Genomic DNA, 15,954 nt, shown 5'->3' with positions numbered 1-15,954 from the left:
TGGCCCACGCCACGCGGGCAGCCAGCACCCATGGACGGTCTCGGGCTCCTTCGACGGGTCGACCCCCGTGCGGTCGACGACGACCCCTTCTGGTCGGCGGTGCGGCAGCGGCACCCCGACGTCGACCTCGTCCTGCTCCCGCCACCGGGCGCCGCCGGGGCCGCCGGGGGCGACCGGGGCGACGGGGCCGACAGGGCCGCCGGGGCTCGCGGCATCCCCGGCCCGGTGCTCGACGAGGTGGCTCGCGCGCTCGCCGACGCCTGGCGCGCGATCGCCCCGGTCGTCGCTGCGGCCGGCGCGGACGACCCGCCCTCCGTCGCCTGGCGCGGCCGGCCCGGCGGGCACGCCCTGGTCGTGCAGAAGGCGTTGCCCGGGACCGGCCTCGAGCGCGGGACCGCGGTGCTGCGCTCGGTCGCCGGCCGGCTGGGGGGCGACGGCTGGCTGCTGCGGCCCTCGAGCCGCGGTGAGGTCGCCGTCCTGGCCGCCCGGGGGCCCGCCGCGGAGCTGCGGGGCGAGGCCGGCCCCGGCGCGACCGTGCTCACCCTCGCCGGCCCCGTCCTGCCCGTGGGGCGTGAGGAGCGGGCGAGGGTGCGGGAGGAGGTGCGGTCGTGGCTGTGACCCTCGACGTCCCGCCCGGCGTCCTGTCCCGGGCGCGCGACGCCTGGGACGACGCCCACGACCAGCTGTCCGGCAGCGTCTCCCGCCTCGACGGCGTCGCGCCGGCGAAGCTGTCCGCCACCGTCACCGCGGCCGTCGCGACCTTCCTCGAGGTGTGGTCCGGCGAGGTGGCGGTGCTGTCGCGCCAGGCCTCGGCCAACGCCCTCGCGTTCGTCGACCTCGACGGAGACCTCGGCGCCAGCGACACGGCGGAGGCCGCGCGGCTCCGCTCGCTGCTGCCGTGGACCTACCACGCCGCACCGATCCAGGAGTCGTGAGATGGCCACCGTCACGATCCCGGCCCAGGTCCCTCCGCTACCGGTGATGACCTCGCTGCCTGCCGGTGCGGCGGACCTCGCGACCGACCTGCGCGCCGCGCTGGTCAACGTCAACGACGTCCAGGACTGGGCCTACCGGGCCTCGGCGGACGCCTTCCAGGGCGACGCTGCCGAGGCGTCCGAGCACGCGCTCACCCGCTTCGCCCGGCGCCTGGACACCTCCGAGGCTGCGCTCGAGCAGGCCGTGCTGGCGACCAGTCGCTTCGAGGACCGCCTGGTCGCCCTCCACACCCGGTGGCTGACGCTCGACGGCGACCGCACCGGGACCAACGCGGCGATCGACGACCTGCGCATCGCGGTCCAGGCAGCGACCGAGGCCGACGCCCCCGAGCTCCAGCGCCGCGCCGAGCGGCTGCAGGCGCGCGCCGCGCGGTTGCGGGCCGACATCGCGGACTGGGCTGTGCGGTACGACGAGGCGGAGGCCGACCTCGTCGCCGCGCTCGCCGCGGTCGACACCGTGCGCGAGGGCCGTGGTGCCGCCGGCGACCCGGGACGGGTCGACCCTGCCGCCGTGCTGGCGGGCATGCCCGCAGGGCGGGTCCCCGCCAGGGTGGCGGCGTGGTGGCGCAGCCTGACGGCGGCGGAGCGGGCCGCCCTCGTCGCGGCGTACCCCGCCCTCATCGGCAACCTCGGCGGAGTCCCGGCCGACGCCCGCGACGCCGCCAACCGGGCCGCGGTCGGCGCCGACGTCGACGAGCTCACCGCCCGGCAGGACAAGGGGGAGCCGCTCACCGCCGCCGAGCGCGACCGGCTCGCCAACGCCGAGGCCGTCCAGGACGTCCTCGACGACTACCGGGAGCAGCTCGACCCGCTGACCGGCGAACCCCTGGCGCGGCTGACCCAGTACCAGCCCGACGAGCACACCGGCGACGGCGGCGTCGCACTCTTCCTCGGCGACCCCGACCACGCCGACCACGTGTCGGTCTACGTGCCCGGCACGCTGTCGGAGACCGGCAACCTCGACTCGACGATCAACAACGTCGACGCCCTCTACGACGCGGCCCACGACCGGGGCTCGGCCGCCGTCGGCTTCTGGCTCGACTACGACGCCCCCAGCATCGACGGCGTCTCGCCCGCGGAGGTCTGGGACCTCGCCAGCGTCGTGACGCCCGGCGAGGCGGCGGAGGGCGGTCGGGACCTCGCCGACTACCTCGACGGCCTGCGCGCCAGCGACGCCGGCGCGCCCGCACACCTCTCGCTGGTCGGGCACAGCTACGGCGCCACCACGTCGGCGCACGCCGCGCTCGACGGCGCACCGGTCGACCAGCTGGTGCTGCTCGGCAGCCCGGGCTCCCCGACCAGCACGGCCGACGCGCTGACCGGCGCCGAGGTCTGGGTCGGCTCGGCCGACCACGACCCGATCACGCTGCTCGGCTCCTCAGGCACCCTGCCCGGCCCGCTCGGCCACGACCCGGCCCAGGCGGCGTACGGCGGGCACCGCTTCGAGGTCGACGCCGGGTCCTACCGCGTGCAGGACCTGCTGGACAACCACTCGTCGTACTTCCAGGACGAGTCGCTCGACAACATCACCGACATCGTCACCGGCCGCGACCCGGACCTGGTCGAGGGCCGCCACCCCGGCGGCTACCAGGCCCTCGACGAGCTGCTGGTCGGCTCGAGCCTGACCAGCGGCGGGGAGTGGGTGTGGGGCGTGGGCGAGGACCTCGTCACCGGCGTCCGCGACTCCGTGGAGGGCCTCGGCGAGGGCCTGATGGGCCTGCCGGACCTGTTCCGGCCGGGGCGGTGACGACGAGGTGGGCAGGAAGCGCAGAGGAGTGAGGACGGACGGCATGGGCACGATCACGAAGGTGAAGCGGTTTCTCGGGGTGACCACCTCCGTGCTCGCGCTCGCGGCTGCGGTCGCGGGTTGCGGCGGCGACGGTGACGGCGACGGTGGGGGCGGGGGCGGCGGTGCCGGCGACGAGGAGGCCCGGGTCGCCGGGCTGGAGGCGGAGGTCGACGCGGCCCACGGTGTCGTGCGCGCCATCGCGGACGCGCTGGACCTCGAGCTCGAGGCCGGCACCCGCCGGTTCCGGGCCTGCGGCGAGTCCTTCGCCTACCACGGCGTGAAGGTCGACGACCACCTGCGCTTCGGGCCGAGCCCGCTCGGCGCGGGGCCGGCGGTCGACGCCGCCGCTCGCGTGCTCGAGGAGGAGGGCTGGAGCGTCGAGCGTCCGGGGAACCCCTCGATCGTGCTCGGCACGCGCGGGCAGGTGCAGGTGCGGGTCGAGGGAGGCGCGGCGGTGCAGGTGGGCGTCGGCAACCCCGACTGCGTCGACACCGGCCACGACGTCGCCCGGGAGTTCGGCGAGCGCGAGCGCGAGGACGTCACGTGGGAGGACGACCCGGCCGGCCCGTAGTGTCGGCCCGGTGTCCGACCTCGCCCCGGGCGTGCTGGCGCTGCTCGCCCTCGCCGCCCTCACCGCCGGCTTCGTCGACGCCGTCGTCGGGGGCGGGGGACTGGTTCAGCTGCCGGCCCTGCTGGTCGGGCTGCCCGGCGCCAGCCCGGTGCAGGTGCTGGCCACCAACAAGGTCGCGTCCATCTGCGGCACCGCAGCCGCCTCGGTCACCTACTACCGCCGGATCCGTCCGGACCCCCGCACGTTCGGCCCGTTGATGCTGCTCGCGCTCGCCGGGGCCTTCACCGGCGCGCTCGCGGCGTCCCGCATACCGCGCGAGGCGTTCGAGCCGATCGTGCTGGTCGCGCTCGTCGTGGTCGGCGCCTACGTGGTGCTGCGCCCGCGGCTGGGGGAGGAGGCCGAGCTCCGCTTCGCCGGCCACCGGCACCTCGCCGCGGCGATGGTCGTAGGCTTCGCCATCGGCCTGTACGACGGCGTGCTCGGTCCCGGCACCGGCAGCTTCTTCGTCTTCGCCCTGGTCGGCCTGATGGGCTACGACTTCCTCCAGGCCAGCGCGAAGGCGCGGCTCGCCAACTTCGCCACCAACCTCGGCGCGCTGCTCCTGTTCATCCCCACCGGCGCCGTCCTGTGGGACGTCGGGCTGGTGATGGGTGCGTGCAACCTCGTCGGCGGCCACCTCGGCGCCCGTACCGCCGTGGCCCGCGGCACCGGTTTCGTCCGCGCGTTCTTCATCGTCGTGGTCGGAGCCTTCGTGGTCCGGATCGGCGGCGGTGTGCTCGGCCTCTGGTGAGCCGCGCCGAGTCTCCCTAGGCTCGGGAGGGTGAGCATCCCCGTCGACCCCGCCGACCTGCACCGGGCCCTCGCCGACTTCGAGAGCGGCTACCTGCTGACCACCACGACCGGTGACGCGCCGCGGGTGAAGGTCGTGACCGTCGACCCCGTCGCGGGCGAGGACGGGACGCTGCGGATCGCAGGCCCCGGTCGGGGCACGCTGCGCAACCTCGACGCCAACGACGCGGTGACCGTCGTGCTGCCGCCCCGCGAGCGGCACGGCTACACCCTGCTCGTCGACGGCACCGCCCGCGTCGACGGTGACGACGTCGTGGTCACCGCCACCGGCGCCGTCCTGCACCGCCCGGCCGCCCACGCGGACGGCCCGGTGCCGCCCGACGGCTGCGGCCACGACTGCGCACCGGTGGGCGGATGACCACGCGGTCCCACCCCCGTTGGGTCACCGCCTTCCTCGACAGTGCCCCCGAGCACCACCAGCACGGCGTGGGGTTCTGGCAGGGCGCCACCGGCTACGCCCTCTCGCCGCCGCGCGGGGAGCACGAGGAGTTCGCGACCCTGCTCCCACCCGACGGCGACGCCTTCCTGCGGGTGCAGCGGCTGCAGTCCGGACCGGACCGCGTCCACCTCGACCTGCACGTCGCCGACCCGCGGGCGGCCGCGGACGCCGCCGTGGTCGCCGGCGCCGTGGAGCTGGTCGACCGCGGCCACGTCGTGCTGGCCTCGCCCGGCGGGCTCGTCTTCTGCTTCGTCGACAGCCCGGCCTCGGTCCGCCCGTCCGCGACGGTGCACCCCGGCGGGTCCGCCGCGCGGGTCGACCAGGTCGCCATCGACGTCCCGCGGGCGTCGTACGACGCGGAGCTGGCGTTCTGGCGCACGCTGACCGGCTGGCGCGAGCACCAGTCCTCGATCGCCGCCCACTTCCGCTTCCTCCTGCCGCCGGACGGCCAGCCGCTCGGCCTGCTGCTCCAGCGCCTCGACGAGGAGGACGGACCGCTGCGCGCCCACCTCGACTGGGGCACCACGGACCGTGCGGCGGAGACCGAGCGCCACCTCGCCCTCGGGGCGCGGGTGCTCGCGGTCCACTCGCACTGGACCGTGCTCACCGACCCCGTGGGGCGGACCTACTGCCTCACGGACGCGGACCCGGGGTGAACCCCGGGAGGAACTCCTCCATGAGCGCGCGGAACGGCGCCTCCGCCTCGAGCTGGCTCAGCACGCCGACGCCGCCCAGCCAGGTGCGGTGGATGAGCACGTACGACGGTGGCAGGTTGAGCTTGATGCTCACCGTGTAGGCCGGGTCCCTCGGGTTGTTGATCCGCTGGAACTGCTCGCGCATCCACTCCCGGCTGAACCGGAACCGCTCGACGAGGGTGGGCTCGACGAACGGGGAGAGGTAGTCCATCAGCAGCTCCGGCTCGATCCGGATCCGCTCCTTGAGGAAGCCCTCCGAGCGCAGCGCCTCGATCAACCCGTCCCCGTCACCGGCCGCGCAGAGCGTGATCAGCCGCCCCATCGGCTCGGGCAGGCCGCGCTGGGGGAGCCGGGCCACGGCGCCGTAGTCGAGCACGCCCATCCGGCCCGGCGAGCCGTCCGCCTCGGGGATGACCCGGAAGTTCCCGGGGTGCGGGTCGGCGTGCAGCAGCCCGGTGCGTGCGGGACCGGAGAAGAGGAAGCGGGTGAACACCTCGCCGTAGTGGTCGCGCTCGGCCTGGCTGCCGTCGGCGATCACCGTCGCCAGCGAGCCGGCCGAGTCCAGCCACTCGGTGACCAGCACCCGTGGCCCGACCGCGACCACGTCCGGGACCACGATCAGAGGGTCGTCGCGGAAGGCGGCGGCGAACTCGCGCTGGGCCTGGGCCTCGAGCTCGTAGTCGAGCTCCTCGCGCGCCCGCGCCTGGACCTCCTCGACCAGCGGCTTCATGTCGACGCCCGGCACCAGCGGCCCGATCGCGCGGGCGGCGCGGGCCAGGGTGCGCAGGTCGGCCATCAGCGCCGCGCCGGCGTCGGGGTACTGCACCTTCACCGCGACCCGGCGCCCGTCGTGCCAGCGGCCCTCGTGGACCTGCCCGATCGACGCCGCTGCGGTGGGCGCGCCGTCGAGCCAGGTCAGGCGGTCGCGCCAGTCGTCGCCGAGGTCCTCGGCGAGGATGTCGCGCACGGTCTGGGTGGGCATCGGCGGTGCGGAGTCCTGCAGCTTCGTCAGGTGCTCGCGGTACGGCGCCGCCATCTCCTCCGGCAGCGCCGACTCCAGCACCGACAGCGCCTGGCCGAACTTCATCGCGCCGCCCTTGAGCTCGCCCAGCGTGCGGAACAGCTGCTCGGCGGTGCGCTGCTGGATCTCGCTCATCACCGCCTCGGCCGGGGCGCCGCCGAGGCGGCGACCGAAACCGACGGCGGTGCGGCCGGCGTACCCGAGGGGGAGCGCGGCGAGGCGAGCGGTGCGAGCCGCCGCCTTGCGGGGAAGGTCGGCCATGCCGCCAGTCTGGCAGCGCCCGGCAAGGCGCCGGGCGCCAGAACTTGGCAAAGGTTCACCGAAACGTCTGCGGGCGGCGGGCGCGGTGGCTAGAACGGAGGCCGCGAAAGGAGTTCCGATGACCACCGAGCTGCCCGCCTCCCCGACCGAGGTCTCCTCCGGGCCGGCGCGCCGCGGACTCTTCGGCTTCGGGGCCCTGCTCGCCGGTGGCGCACCGGGGACCGGCGCCGCCCACCCTGCCACCGCCGGGGTCCGGTCCGCGGACGAGCCTGCTGCCGGCTCCGTTGCCGGCCCCGTCGCCAACCCCGTCGCCGTACCTCTCGCCGGACCTGCGGCCGGACCCGCCGCCGAGGCCAGGCTCGTCCACCCGGCCCACCGCACCCCGGTGACCGCCCCGGGCATCGCCTCCCCGCCCGTGCGGGGCTACACCTACCGCTGCGTGGGGAGTGGGACTTCTCGCCAGAGGGACCCAGCGCGAGGCGGCACGTCGGCGGCAGCGGGTCCGGGCTGTGGGCGATGGTCGACGCACCGGCCGGTGCCCGCCTCCGCGAGGTCGAGCTGTACGCCCACAACACCTCGCCCCACGACGTCTCCGCGACCGTGCGCCTGTGGTCCTCCCACCGGGGCTACGGCGACGGCACCGACCGGGTCCTCGGCGCCCTGACGATCCCACCCGGGAGCGCCCTCGGGGCGGTCCGGCTCGAGCTGCCGGAGGACGAGCAGGGGCCCTACCCCGGCGGGACGAAGCCGTGCCTCCGGCTCCACACCCCGGTCGACGGCACGGTGCAGGTCACCGGTGCCCGGTTCGGGTTCAGCGGCGGCTGCCTCGAGACGGCGCTGCTCCCGGCTCCCCGCCGGGTGCACGACACCCAGGACGCCGGGGCGGGAGGCATCCTCAGGGCGGGCCGGACCCGCACCATCGCGCTGCCCGACAGCGTCATCACCCCGTTCACCGCCGGGGTCATCGTCAACCTCACCGCGCTCCGGGGCGCCCGGGCGGGGGTCCTGCGTGCCTTTCCCGCGGGAGGTGCGGTGCGGCGCCGGAGACCCTGTTCTTCCCGAGGGAGGACGTGGCCCGGGCGCACTCGGTGGTGGTGCCGTTCTCGGCGGACGGCGGGATCGCGGTGCGGTCCACCGCCGACGTGCACCTGTGCGTCGACGTGGTCGGGACGGTCGCCTGAGGGCGCCGACTGCCGGCGGGGGCGCCGGGTACCACCCCGCCATGGCTGATGAGAACCGATTCGAAGCGATCCAGGCCGTCGTCGACCGCGTCACCTCGTGGCAGGACGGCGCCACCGAGGGCACCGTGGCCGAGGAGCTGCGCAAGGGGGCGACGGAGGCCGGTGTCGACCTCAGCGACGACGAGGTCGCGAAGCTGGCCGACGTGATCGAGGACAAGCACGCCGCCGTCGACGCCCGCGAGGTGCTCGCCGGCTGACGCCGGCGGTGTCTCTGGGCCTCGCGGTGTCGACGGGGCGAAGGTGACGTGAAGGTGACTGAGCGAGCGTGGTGCAGCGGGTCCGGTGGAGGTCGACGGGTGAGGGTGTGCCGGTCAGCGGTAGGCCTCGACCCGGACCTCGCCGGCCCGCTGCTCCTGCTGGTCGCGCACGCACTTGGCGAGCGCGAAGGTCGAGTTCACGAGGAACAGCGCGCCCAGGCAGAGGAAAGCGCGGATCCAGCCGTCGACCGGCAGGAAGTAGATGCCGCCGACCATGAACAGCAGGGCGGCGGCGAACGAGATGGCGGACTGCACGTAGAAGGCGTAGGTCGTCTTGATGTTCGTCATGCCGAGAAGCCTCGCCCGCAGGGCACCGGCCCGGCCTGAGTCGGACTACTCAACCCCGGCCGTGCGGGTTCCTGAGTACCGGTCCCGGCAGTGGGCCGGTCCCGCGCTCAGGCCTCCGGGAACGGAACGCCGGTGTTGGCGTGGCAGCGGTAGCCGTGCGGCACCTTGTGGAGGTACTGCTGGTGGTGCGGCTCGGCGTAGTAGTACGCACCGGCCGGCTCGATCTCGGTGGTGATCTCGCCGTAGCCGCGACGGGCGATCTCCTCGCCGTACACCCGGGTGAGCTCGCGGGCCGTGGCCTCCTGCTCGGGGGTGGTGAAGTAGATCGCCGAGCGGTACTGGGTGCCGACGTCGTTGCCCTGGCGCATGCCCTGGGTCGGGTCGTGGACCTCGAAGAACTTCCTCACCAGGTCGGCGTAGGAGACCTTCGTCGGGTCGAAGACGATGCGCACGGCCTCGGTGTGGCCGGTGCGCCCGCTGCAGACCTCCTCGTACGTCGGGTGCGGGGTCGTGCCGCCGGCGTAGCCGACCGACGTCGACCAGACGCCGGGGAGCTGCCAGTAGATCTCCTCGGCGCCCCAGAAGCAGCCGAGCCCGAAGACCGCGACCTCCATGCCGTCCGGGACCTCGTCGGTGACCAGCGGCGTGTGCAGGACCTCGTGCAGCGTCGGCAGGGCGAACGCGGGCGCGCTGCGGCCGGGCAGGGCCTCGGCGGGGTCGACCATCTCGGTCTTGCGGCGGGTGAACATGCCTCCATTGTCGCCCGTCGCGCAAGCCGTGCCCGTCGCCCGGATCGGCTCACCCGGGCTGCGCGGCGCCGTGCTCGGCGCACCAGGCGTCGCGCTTCGCCGGCCGGGCGGTGAACACGCTGCGGATCAGCTGGGCCTGCAGCGCGGAGTAGAGCTCGATCTCCTTCTGCACGAGCCTGCGGGCCGCGGGTGTGCGGGCGAGCGTCAGGGCCTCCGCGTGCCGCCAGACCATCTCGCGCCACCCGCGCATGACCACGCCGACGCCGATGTCGTCGAGGGTCCCGAGGTCGATGTCGTCGAAGGTCGGGTCGAAGCGGGCGGCCATCTCGGTGAAGACCGGGACGTAGAGGCTGTCGAGGCGGTCGTTGTAGCGGTTGTGGTCGGCCTTGTGGCTGCCGTCCGGCCCGGTCAGGCCGACCTCGGCGAGCACGTGCGGGAAGTCCCAGTTGATGTGGGCGTTCATCGCGAGCAGGAAGTTGCCCAGGCCGCTCACCGCGCGGTCGTCCTCGGCCTTCAGCGCGATCTGCCACGCCTTCGGCAGACCGGTGCGCTGGCCGGCCTCCCAGCGGGAGGTGGTGTCGAAGTACATCTCGGCGAACACCGCGTCCACGCGGTTGAGCCACGCCCGGTCCTCGAAGAAGCCGGAGCGGACGGCGTCGCGGACGTTCTCGGTCACCCGCAGGTAGGCCAGCGAGAACACCGCGCTGTGCGAGCAGGTCCCGACCAGCCGGTCGAGGCGCTCCTCCATCCGCACGACGACCTCGTCGATGCACTCGTCGCCGCCGCTGACGCACACGTCGCCCGGGTGCGGCGTCGCCGGGATCGGCAACGGCGCCAGGAGGGCCACGAGGCCGTCGATCGGGGGCAGCAGCAGGCCACGCAGTGGGTCCGGGTCGCCGTCGTAGTCACCCGCCGAGGCCGGTGCGGCGGGCAGGGCGAGCACGGCGGCGGCGAGGGCGCTCGCGGCGACGGTGGCGAGGGCGCGGGTGATGCGGGTCACATCCCGGAAACGAGCGACTGCTCGCGTTGTCACGCGCACGCCGCTGGGGCGCCGGTCGCGCAGCCGGGCGGCCGACCGTGTGCCGAGGCCCCGCCGGCCCCCTCGCTACGCTCGCAGGGTGAGCGACAACCACACCCAGGCGCACACCGACCACCTCGACGGGGCGGGCTTCGAGACCCGGGCCATCCACGCCGGCTACGCGCCCGACCCGACCACCGGCGCGGTGATCCCACCCATCTACGCGACCTCGACCTACGCCCAGGACGGCGTCGGCGGGCTGCGCAACGGCTATGAGTACAGCCGGTCGGCCAACCCGACGCGCACCGCGCTGGAGTCGACCCTGGCGGCGCTCGAGGGCGGGGCACACGGTTTCGCGTTCGCCTCCGGCCTCGCCGCCGAGGACACGCTGCTGCGGGCGCTGTGCCGGCCCGGCGACCACGTGGTGCTGCCGAACGACGCCTACGGCGGCACCTTCCGACTCTTCGACAAGGTCGCGACGAACTGGGGCCTGGCCCACAGCCCGGCGCCGGTCAACGACCCCGACGCCGTGCGCGCCGCGATCCGCCCGGGCGAGACGAAGCTGGTGTGGCTCGAGACGCCGACCAACCCGCTGCTGTCGATCGGCGACATCGAGGCCCTGGCCGCCGTCGCCCACGACGCCGGGGCACGCCTCGTCGTCGACAACACCTTCGCGTCGTCGTACCTCCAGCAGCCGCTGGCGCTGGGCGCCGACGTGGTCGTGCACTCGACGACCAAGTACGCCGGCGGGCACTCCGACGTGGTCGGGGGAGCGCTCGTCGTCGACGACGACGAGCTCGCCGAGACGATCGGCTTCCACCAGAACTCGATCGGCGGCGTCGCCGGTCCCTTCGACTCCTGGCTGGTGCTGCGGGGACTCAAGACGCTGGCGCTGCGGATGGAGCGGCACAGCGACAACGCCGAGCGGGTCGTGGAGTTCCTCGCCGGCCACCCGGCCGTCGCCCAGGTGATCTACCCCGGCCTGGCCGAGCACCCGGGGCACGAGGTCGCGTCGCGGCAGATGCGCCGCTACGGCGGCATGGTGTCCTTCCGCGTGCGCGGCGGCGAGGAGCAGGCGCTCGCGATCTGCGCGGCCACGAAGGTGTTCACCCTCGGGGAGTCGCTGGGTGGTGTGGAGTCGCTGATCGAGCACCCGGGCCGGATGACCCACGCCAGCGTCGCCGGCACCGACCTCGAGGTGCCCGCCGACCTGGTCCGCCTCAGCGTCGGCATCGAGACCCCCGAGGACCTGCTCGCCGACCTGGAGCGAGCGCTCGGCGCGACCTCCTAGCGGCGCATCGCGACCACCGGTCGTCGTACCAGCGGTCGTCTAGGGTCGCGGTGTGAGCACCGACGGCCCGCAGGACGGCCCGAACGACGGCACTTCCGAGCCCGACGCCGCTGAGGACGCCGGGCAGGACCAGCGGGTCTCCGAGGAGGCCCGCGACGCCGCGCAGCAGGTCGTCGCCGACGACGAGCCGCCGCTCGGTCCGGACGAGGGCGTGCAGGAGGAGCGGCTGCTCCGGCGGTTCATCCACCAGTGGACCCTCGCCCGGGAGGAGCGCGAGGGACGCCGGCACGAGGTGCCGGCGATCATCGCGGGTCCGTCGAACCTGCGTCGCGCCGAGGTGCCCTACGGCCTCGACCTCGCGGCCGGATGGGCGTGGCGGCTGCTGCTCATCGCCGGCGCGGGCTACGTGCTGCTGTGGCTGGTCGGCTACTTCGCCGTGGTCACCGTGCCGATCGCGGTCGCGCTGCTGATCAGCGCGCTGGCGGCCCCCTTCGTGCAGGGCCTGGTCCGCCTGGGCCTGGCGCGCGGGATCGCCGCGCTGCTCATCGTGGTCCTCGGGTTCGTGGTCGTCGGCTCGCTGCTGACCTTCGCCGGCAACCAGGTGGCGGACGGGGCGCAGGACCTCGCCGACGGCGTGGTCGACGGGCKGCAGGAGGYCCGCGACTGGCTGCAGGAGGGGCCGGTCCAGGCCAGCGACTCGCAGATCAACGACTACATCAAGAGCGTCCAGGACCTGATCACCGAGCGCTCCAAGGACGGCGCGGTGCTCAGCCAGGTCGGGTCGGTCGGCGCCGCGGTCGGCCACGTGCTCGCCGGGTTCTTCATCTCGCTGTTCGCGACCTACTTCTTCCTCGCCGACGGCGAGCGGATCTGGTCGTGGCTGGTGCGGCTCGCGCCGCGCGCGGCGCGGGTGCGCGTGGACAGCTCGGGCCGCGTCGCGTGGATCTCGCTGGTCCAGTTCGTCCGGGCCACGGTCGTGGTCGCCCTCGTCGACGCCATCGGCATCATGATCGGCGCCGCGGCGCTCGGGGTGCCGTTCGTGCTCGCGATCGGCGTGCTGGTCTTCCTCGGGGCGTTCGTGCCGATGATCGGTGCCACCATCGCCGGCAGCGTCGCCGTGCTCGTCGCCCTCGTCGACCAGGGACCGGTCGACGCGCTGCTGATGATCGCGGTCGTCGTCGGCGTCCAGCAGGTCGAGGGCCACTTCCTGCAGCCCTTCCTGCTCGGCCGCTGGGTCTCGGTGCACCCGCTCGCGGTCATCCTCGCGATCGCCTGCGGTGTGCTGGTCGCGGGCATCGCCGGGGCGCTGGTCGCGGTGCCGATCGCCGCCGCCGCGAACGCGGTGGTGCTCCACCTCGCCGAGCTCGCCGAGATGCCCGAGCAGGAACCCGCGGGCGCACCCCCGGGAACGGCCGAGCCGCCCGACCCCGGGGGGACGGACGGCTCGGAGCAGTCGGCGGGCCGGCCGGCATGACCGGCCGGCGCGTCAGCCGACGTACGGCTTGGCGTCGAGGATGATCACCGTCTGGGTCTTGCCGTTGACCTCGTAGCTGACGGTCTCGCCCTTGGTGCGGCCGTTGATGGCCTGGCCCAGCGGCGACTGCGGCGAGTAGACGGTGAGGCCGTCGGGCTCGATCTCGCGGGCGCCGAGGAGGAAGGACTCCGCCTCGTCGTCGTCATCGCCCTCGAACTTGTAGGTCACCACCATGCCGGGCTCGACGACGCCGTCGTCTGGAGGCGTCTCGCCGATCTCGGCGCGGCGCAGCATGTCCTCCAGCTGGAGGATGCGCGCCTCGTTCTTGGCCTGCTCCTCGCGGGCGGCGTGGTAGCCGCCGTTCTCCTTGAGGTCGCCCTCGTCGCGTGCAGCACTGATCTCCGCGACGATCTCGGCGCGGCGGGGACCCTTGAGGTGCTCCAGCTCCGCCCGGAGCTTGTCGTAGGCGTCCTGGGTCAGCCAGACGGTGTTGGTGGCACCGGACTGGTCGGTCTGAGACATGAGTGAACTCCTGTGCTGCTCGTCGCATACCCGTTCGGGTACATGAACGTTCTAGTTTACCGGCTCGGCGGTCAGCGACCGACTTGAACGCACACATCCACAGGCGGGGCCACGTCGTCCCCGGGCCCGTGCGGCGGTGCCGGCGCCGAGGCTAGCGGTAGCGGGGCTGGCCCTCGGCCCGGCACCCGAGCCACTCGACGGTGGTGGCCCGACGCTCGGTGCGGACCTCGAAGCGGTGCACCGGTCCCTGGGACAGGTCCGGCGCGAAGGTGTCCTCCCCGACGACCGCCTTGTCGTGCGAGATCGCCCGCAGCGTGCACTCCGGGTCCTCGATGTCGTCGTCGGCCTCGATGCGCACCCGGATGGTCGCGTGGTGGTCGTCGACGACCTCGTGGCCGATCTCCTGCGAGGAGATCGTGGGGTCGGCGTGGAAGAAGGTGATCCAGGCCAGCAGGCCGGCCAGGACGACGACCACGAGACCCGCGACGGCGAGCGCGACAGCCCGGCGACCGGTAGGCGGCTCGCCGTACCGGTCGGCGAGGGAATCGTGGCTCGTGCTCACCGGTTCATCGTCCCACGATGGTTTTTTCTACGATGGGCGGCATGCCCTCCTCCCACGTCCCGGCCGTGGACCGCACCGGCCTGCGACTGATGCACGTCCACGCCCACCCCGACGACGAGTCGAGCAAGGGCGCGGCCTCCACGGCGCGGTACGTCGCCGAGGGCGCCGAGGTGCTCGTCGTGACCTGCACCGGCGGTGAGCGGGGCTCGATCCTCAACCCCAAGATGGACCGCCCGGACATCCTCGAGAACATCACCGAGGTGCGCCGCCAGGAGATGGAGCGCGCCCGCGACATCCTGGGGATCCACCAGGCGTGGCTGGGCTTCGTCGACTCCGGCTGGCCGGACGGCGACCCCAAGCCGCCGCTGCCCGAGGGCTGCTTCGGCCTGGTGCCGCTGGAGGAGGCGACCGAGCGGCTGGTGCGGCTGGTGCGCGAGTTCCGCCCGCACGTGATGACGACGTACGACGAGCGGGGCGGCTACCCGCACCCCGACCACATCCGCTGCCACGAGGTGAGCGTCGCGGCCTTCGAAGCGGCGGGCGACCCCGAGCGCTTCCCGGACGCGGGGGAGCCGTGGCAGCCGCTCAAGCTCTACTACCACCACTCGTTCAACCGCCCGCGGATGCAGGCGCTGCACGACGCGATGCTCGCCCACGGCCTGGAGTCGCCGTGGGAGGAGCGGCTCAGGGAGTGGAAGCCGGAGCCGGAGTGGGACGCCCGGATCACCACGAAGGTGCCGTGCGCGGAGTACTTCGGCGTGCGTGACCAGGCACTGCTCGCCCACGCGACGCAGATCGACCCCGACGGCTTCTGGTTCGCGGTGCCACGCGAGCTGCAAGCCGAGGTCTGGCCGACGGAGGACTACGAGCTGGTCACCAGCCACGTGCCGTCCACGGTGCCCGAGGACGACCTGTTCGCGGGGGTCACCCCCGACGCCTGATCCCGGCGCCTGCGACACTGGACCCATGCACGCCCTCGCTGCCTCCGTGGTCAACGCGCTCGTCCTCGCCGAGGAGAAGGCGCCGGCCGACGAGGACGTCGTCGCGGGCTGGACGGCGTTCTGGATCTTCCTGGGCCTGATCGTCGCCGTGGCGGTCATCGGCTTCGCCCTGACCCGCAGCCTGCGCACCGCGCAGCGCGCCAAGGACCAGGGCGTCTACGGCGACCCGGTCGACTCCGACGCCGGGTCGGACTCCTCCGCGGACGACGCCTGATCCCGGCCTGATCCCGGCCTGATCCCGGCCTGACCCCGGCCTGACCCCGCCGGCCCGGCAGGAGCCGGTCAGGTGGTGAGGTAGCCGCCGACCAGGGCGACCACCTCGTCGAGCAGCGCCTCGCGGGTGACCGCGGCGGGCTGGTCGAGCACCCAGCGCAGGGCGAGGTTCTCCAGCGCCAGCACCACCACCCACGCGGCCACGGCCGGGTCCGGCCGCTGCGAGGCGTCCGGGCGTGCGGCGAGGTAGATCGCGACCATGTCGCGGACCCGTCGCTCGAGGTCGGCGCGGCGGTCGCGGTTGCGCCCGAGGGGCAGCTCCTCGGCGAGGACCTGCAGCGCGACGGGGTCGGCCTCGAGCGCACCGACCAGCGCGTCGGCGGTCGCCCGCACCATCCCCGGCCCGGTCTCGCCGATCCGGTCGGCGAGCGACGCGGCGACCTGGTCGGCGACCTCGGCCCAGTAGCGGTCGAGCACCACGTCGAGGATGGCGCCCTTGTCGGGGAAGTACTGGTAGACCGAGCCGGGGCTGACCCCGGCGGCGGCCGCGACCCGGTTGGTGCTGAAGGCGTCGTAGCCGTGCTCGACGAGGACCTGCCGGCCGGCAGCCACGATGCGCTCGACCATCTCGCGCGAGCGGGCCTGCTTCGGGGCCTTGCGCACCGGCGCCTCCGTCGTGGATCGCGAGTTGAACGCGAGCGATGACTCGCGTCACGAT

General features: G+C 74.1%; 19 protein-coding genes. 12 read left to right on the top strand and 7 right to left on the bottom strand.

What is annotated here, in order from left to right; all coding sequences use genetic code 11:
- Positions 1 to 30 precede the first annotated feature (30 nt).
- From L615_RS02750 to L615_RS23035, 7 genes are read left to right on the top strand one after another with little or no spacing between them, the layout of a single operon-like run.
- A complete protein-coding gene (locus L615_RS02750; RefSeq protein WP_028656111.1) occupies positions 31 to 618 on the top strand; it encodes a hypothetical protein in 588 nt (195 codons plus the stop codon).
- Positions 609 to 935, top strand: coding sequence for a hypothetical protein (locus L615_RS02745; protein WP_145724035.1), 327 nt, complete (start codon positions 609 to 611; stop codon positions 933 to 935). Before L615_RS02750 ends, L615_RS02745 begins: the two co-directional genes overlap by 10 nt.
- 1 nt (position 936) lies before the next feature.
- Positions 937 to 2,742, top strand: a complete 1,806-nt coding sequence (locus L615_RS02740; protein WP_145724034.1) for an alpha/beta hydrolase — start codon at positions 937 to 939, stop codon at positions 2,740 to 2,742.
- Positions 2,743 to 2,785: 43 nt separating this feature from the next.
- The gene (locus L615_RS02735; RefSeq protein WP_145724033.1) at positions 2,786 to 3,355 is read left to right on the top strand and encodes a hypothetical protein; all 570 of its coding nucleotides are present in this window, start codon (positions 2,786 to 2,788) and stop codon (positions 3,353 to 3,355) included.
- A 10-nt stretch (positions 3,356 to 3,365) separates the two neighbouring features.
- Complete coding sequence (locus tag L615_RS02730; RefSeq protein ID WP_028656115.1) at positions 3,366 to 4,145, top strand: TSUP family transporter; 780 nt, start codon at positions 3,366 to 3,368, stop codon at positions 4,143 to 4,145.
- 30 nt (positions 4,146 to 4,175) lie between these two features.
- On the top strand, positions 4,176 to 4,562 hold the full coding sequence (locus L615_RS02725) for a pyridoxamine 5'-phosphate oxidase (protein ID WP_145724032.1): 387 nt from the start codon (positions 4,176 to 4,178) through the stop codon (positions 4,560 to 4,562).
- On the top strand, positions 4,559 to 5,299 hold the full coding sequence (locus L615_RS23035) for a VOC family protein (RefSeq protein ID WP_028656117.1): 741 nt from the start codon (positions 4,559 to 4,561) through the stop codon (positions 5,297 to 5,299). Before L615_RS02725 ends, L615_RS23035 begins: the two co-directional genes overlap by 4 nt.
- On the opposite strand, the gene L615_RS02715 is transcribed toward L615_RS23035, so the two are convergent.
- Positions 5,277 to 6,620, bottom strand: a complete 1,344-nt coding sequence (locus L615_RS02715) for an AarF/ABC1/UbiB kinase family protein (RefSeq protein ID WP_145724031.1) — start codon at positions 6,618 to 6,620, stop codon at positions 5,277 to 5,279. The two genes, L615_RS23035 and L615_RS02715, sit on opposite strands and share 23 nt — an antisense overlap.
- 1,222 nt (positions 6,621 to 7,842) lie before the next feature.
- On the opposite strand from L615_RS02715, the gene L615_RS02710 reads away from it, so the two are divergent.
- Entirely contained in the window at positions 7,843 to 8,058 is a 216-nt protein-coding gene (locus tag L615_RS02710) for a hypothetical protein (protein WP_028656119.1), read from the top strand.
- A 114-nt stretch (positions 8,059 to 8,172) separates the two neighbouring features.
- Here the strand turns inward: L615_RS02710 and L615_RS02705 are convergent, their stop codons facing one another.
- From L615_RS02705 to L615_RS02695, 3 genes are all read right to left on the bottom strand, one after another.
- Positions 8,173 to 8,406: a YiaA/YiaB family inner membrane protein gene (locus L615_RS02705; protein WP_028656120.1), complete on the bottom strand. Its 234-nt coding sequence runs from the start codon at positions 8,404 to 8,406 to the stop codon at positions 8,173 to 8,175.
- A 107-nt stretch (positions 8,407 to 8,513) separates the two neighbouring features.
- Positions 8,514 to 9,155, bottom strand: coding sequence for a peptide-methionine (S)-S-oxide reductase MsrA (msrA, locus tag L615_RS02700; RefSeq protein ID WP_028656121.1), 642 nt, complete (start codon positions 9,153 to 9,155; stop codon positions 8,514 to 8,516).
- Between the two features lie 49 nt (positions 9,156 to 9,204).
- Positions 9,205 to 10,155 carry a DUF5995 family protein gene (locus tag L615_RS02695; protein ID WP_261376532.1) on the bottom strand — a complete coding sequence of 317 codons (951 nt, stop codon included), beginning with the start codon at positions 10,153 to 10,155 and terminating at the stop codon, positions 9,205 to 9,207.
- Between the two features lie 118 nt (positions 10,156 to 10,273).
- Between L615_RS02695 and L615_RS02690 the strand changes: the two genes are divergently transcribed.
- Together L615_RS02690 and L615_RS02685 are read left to right on the top strand one after the other, a co-directional pair.
- Positions 10,274 to 11,464 carry a cystathionine gamma-synthase gene (locus L615_RS02690; protein WP_051485883.1) on the top strand — a complete coding sequence of 397 codons (1,191 nt, stop codon included), beginning with the start codon at positions 10,274 to 10,276 and terminating at the stop codon, positions 11,462 to 11,464.
- Positions 11,465 to 11,516: 52 nt separating this feature from the next.
- Positions 11,517 to 12,938: an AI-2E family transporter gene (locus L615_RS02685; RefSeq protein WP_261376531.1), complete on the top strand. Its 1,422-nt coding sequence runs from the start codon at positions 11,517 to 11,519 to the stop codon at positions 12,936 to 12,938.
- A 12-nt stretch (positions 12,939 to 12,950) separates the two neighbouring features.
- On the opposite strand, the gene greA is transcribed toward L615_RS02685, so the two are convergent.
- On the bottom strand, positions 12,951 to 13,460 hold the full coding sequence (greA, locus tag L615_RS02680) for a transcription elongation factor GreA (RefSeq protein WP_028656124.1): 510 nt from the start codon (positions 13,458 to 13,460) through the stop codon (positions 12,951 to 12,953).
- Between the two features lie 151 nt (positions 13,461 to 13,611).
- On the bottom strand, positions 13,612 to 14,022 hold the full coding sequence (locus L615_RS02675) for a DUF4307 domain-containing protein (RefSeq protein ID WP_028656125.1): 411 nt from the start codon (positions 14,020 to 14,022) through the stop codon (positions 13,612 to 13,614).
- Positions 14,023 to 14,063: 41 nt separating this feature from the next.
- Here L615_RS02675 and mca point away from each other — a divergent pair, with 41 nt between their 5' ends.
- The gene (mca, locus tag L615_RS02670; protein WP_051485888.1) at positions 14,064 to 14,963 is read left to right on the top strand and encodes a mycothiol conjugate amidase Mca; all 900 of its coding nucleotides are present in this window, start codon (positions 14,064 to 14,066) and stop codon (positions 14,961 to 14,963) included.
- Between the two features lie 25 nt (positions 14,964 to 14,988).
- Positions 14,989 to 15,237 carry a hypothetical protein gene (locus L615_RS02665; protein ID WP_028656127.1) on the top strand — a complete coding sequence of 83 codons (249 nt, stop codon included), beginning with the start codon at positions 14,989 to 14,991 and terminating at the stop codon, positions 15,235 to 15,237.
- Positions 15,238 to 15,305: 68 nt separating this feature from the next.
- Here L615_RS02665 and L615_RS02660 read toward each other — a convergent pair whose 3' ends face one another.
- On the bottom strand, positions 15,306 to 15,899 hold the full coding sequence (locus L615_RS02660; RefSeq protein WP_222430417.1) for a TetR/AcrR family transcriptional regulator: 594 nt from the start codon (positions 15,897 to 15,899) through the stop codon (positions 15,306 to 15,308).
- Between the last annotated feature and the right edge of the window lie 55 nt (positions 15,900 to 15,954).

The sequence above is a fragment of the Nocardioides sp. J9 genome (assembly GCF_007829375.1).
In the GTDB taxonomy this organism is placed as follows: Bacteria; Actinomycetota; Actinomycetes; order Propionibacteriales; family Nocardioidaceae; genus Nocardioides.
The sequence above is the reverse complement of the archived record's forward strand: the minus strand, read 5'-3'. Positions and strand labels throughout refer to the sequence as shown.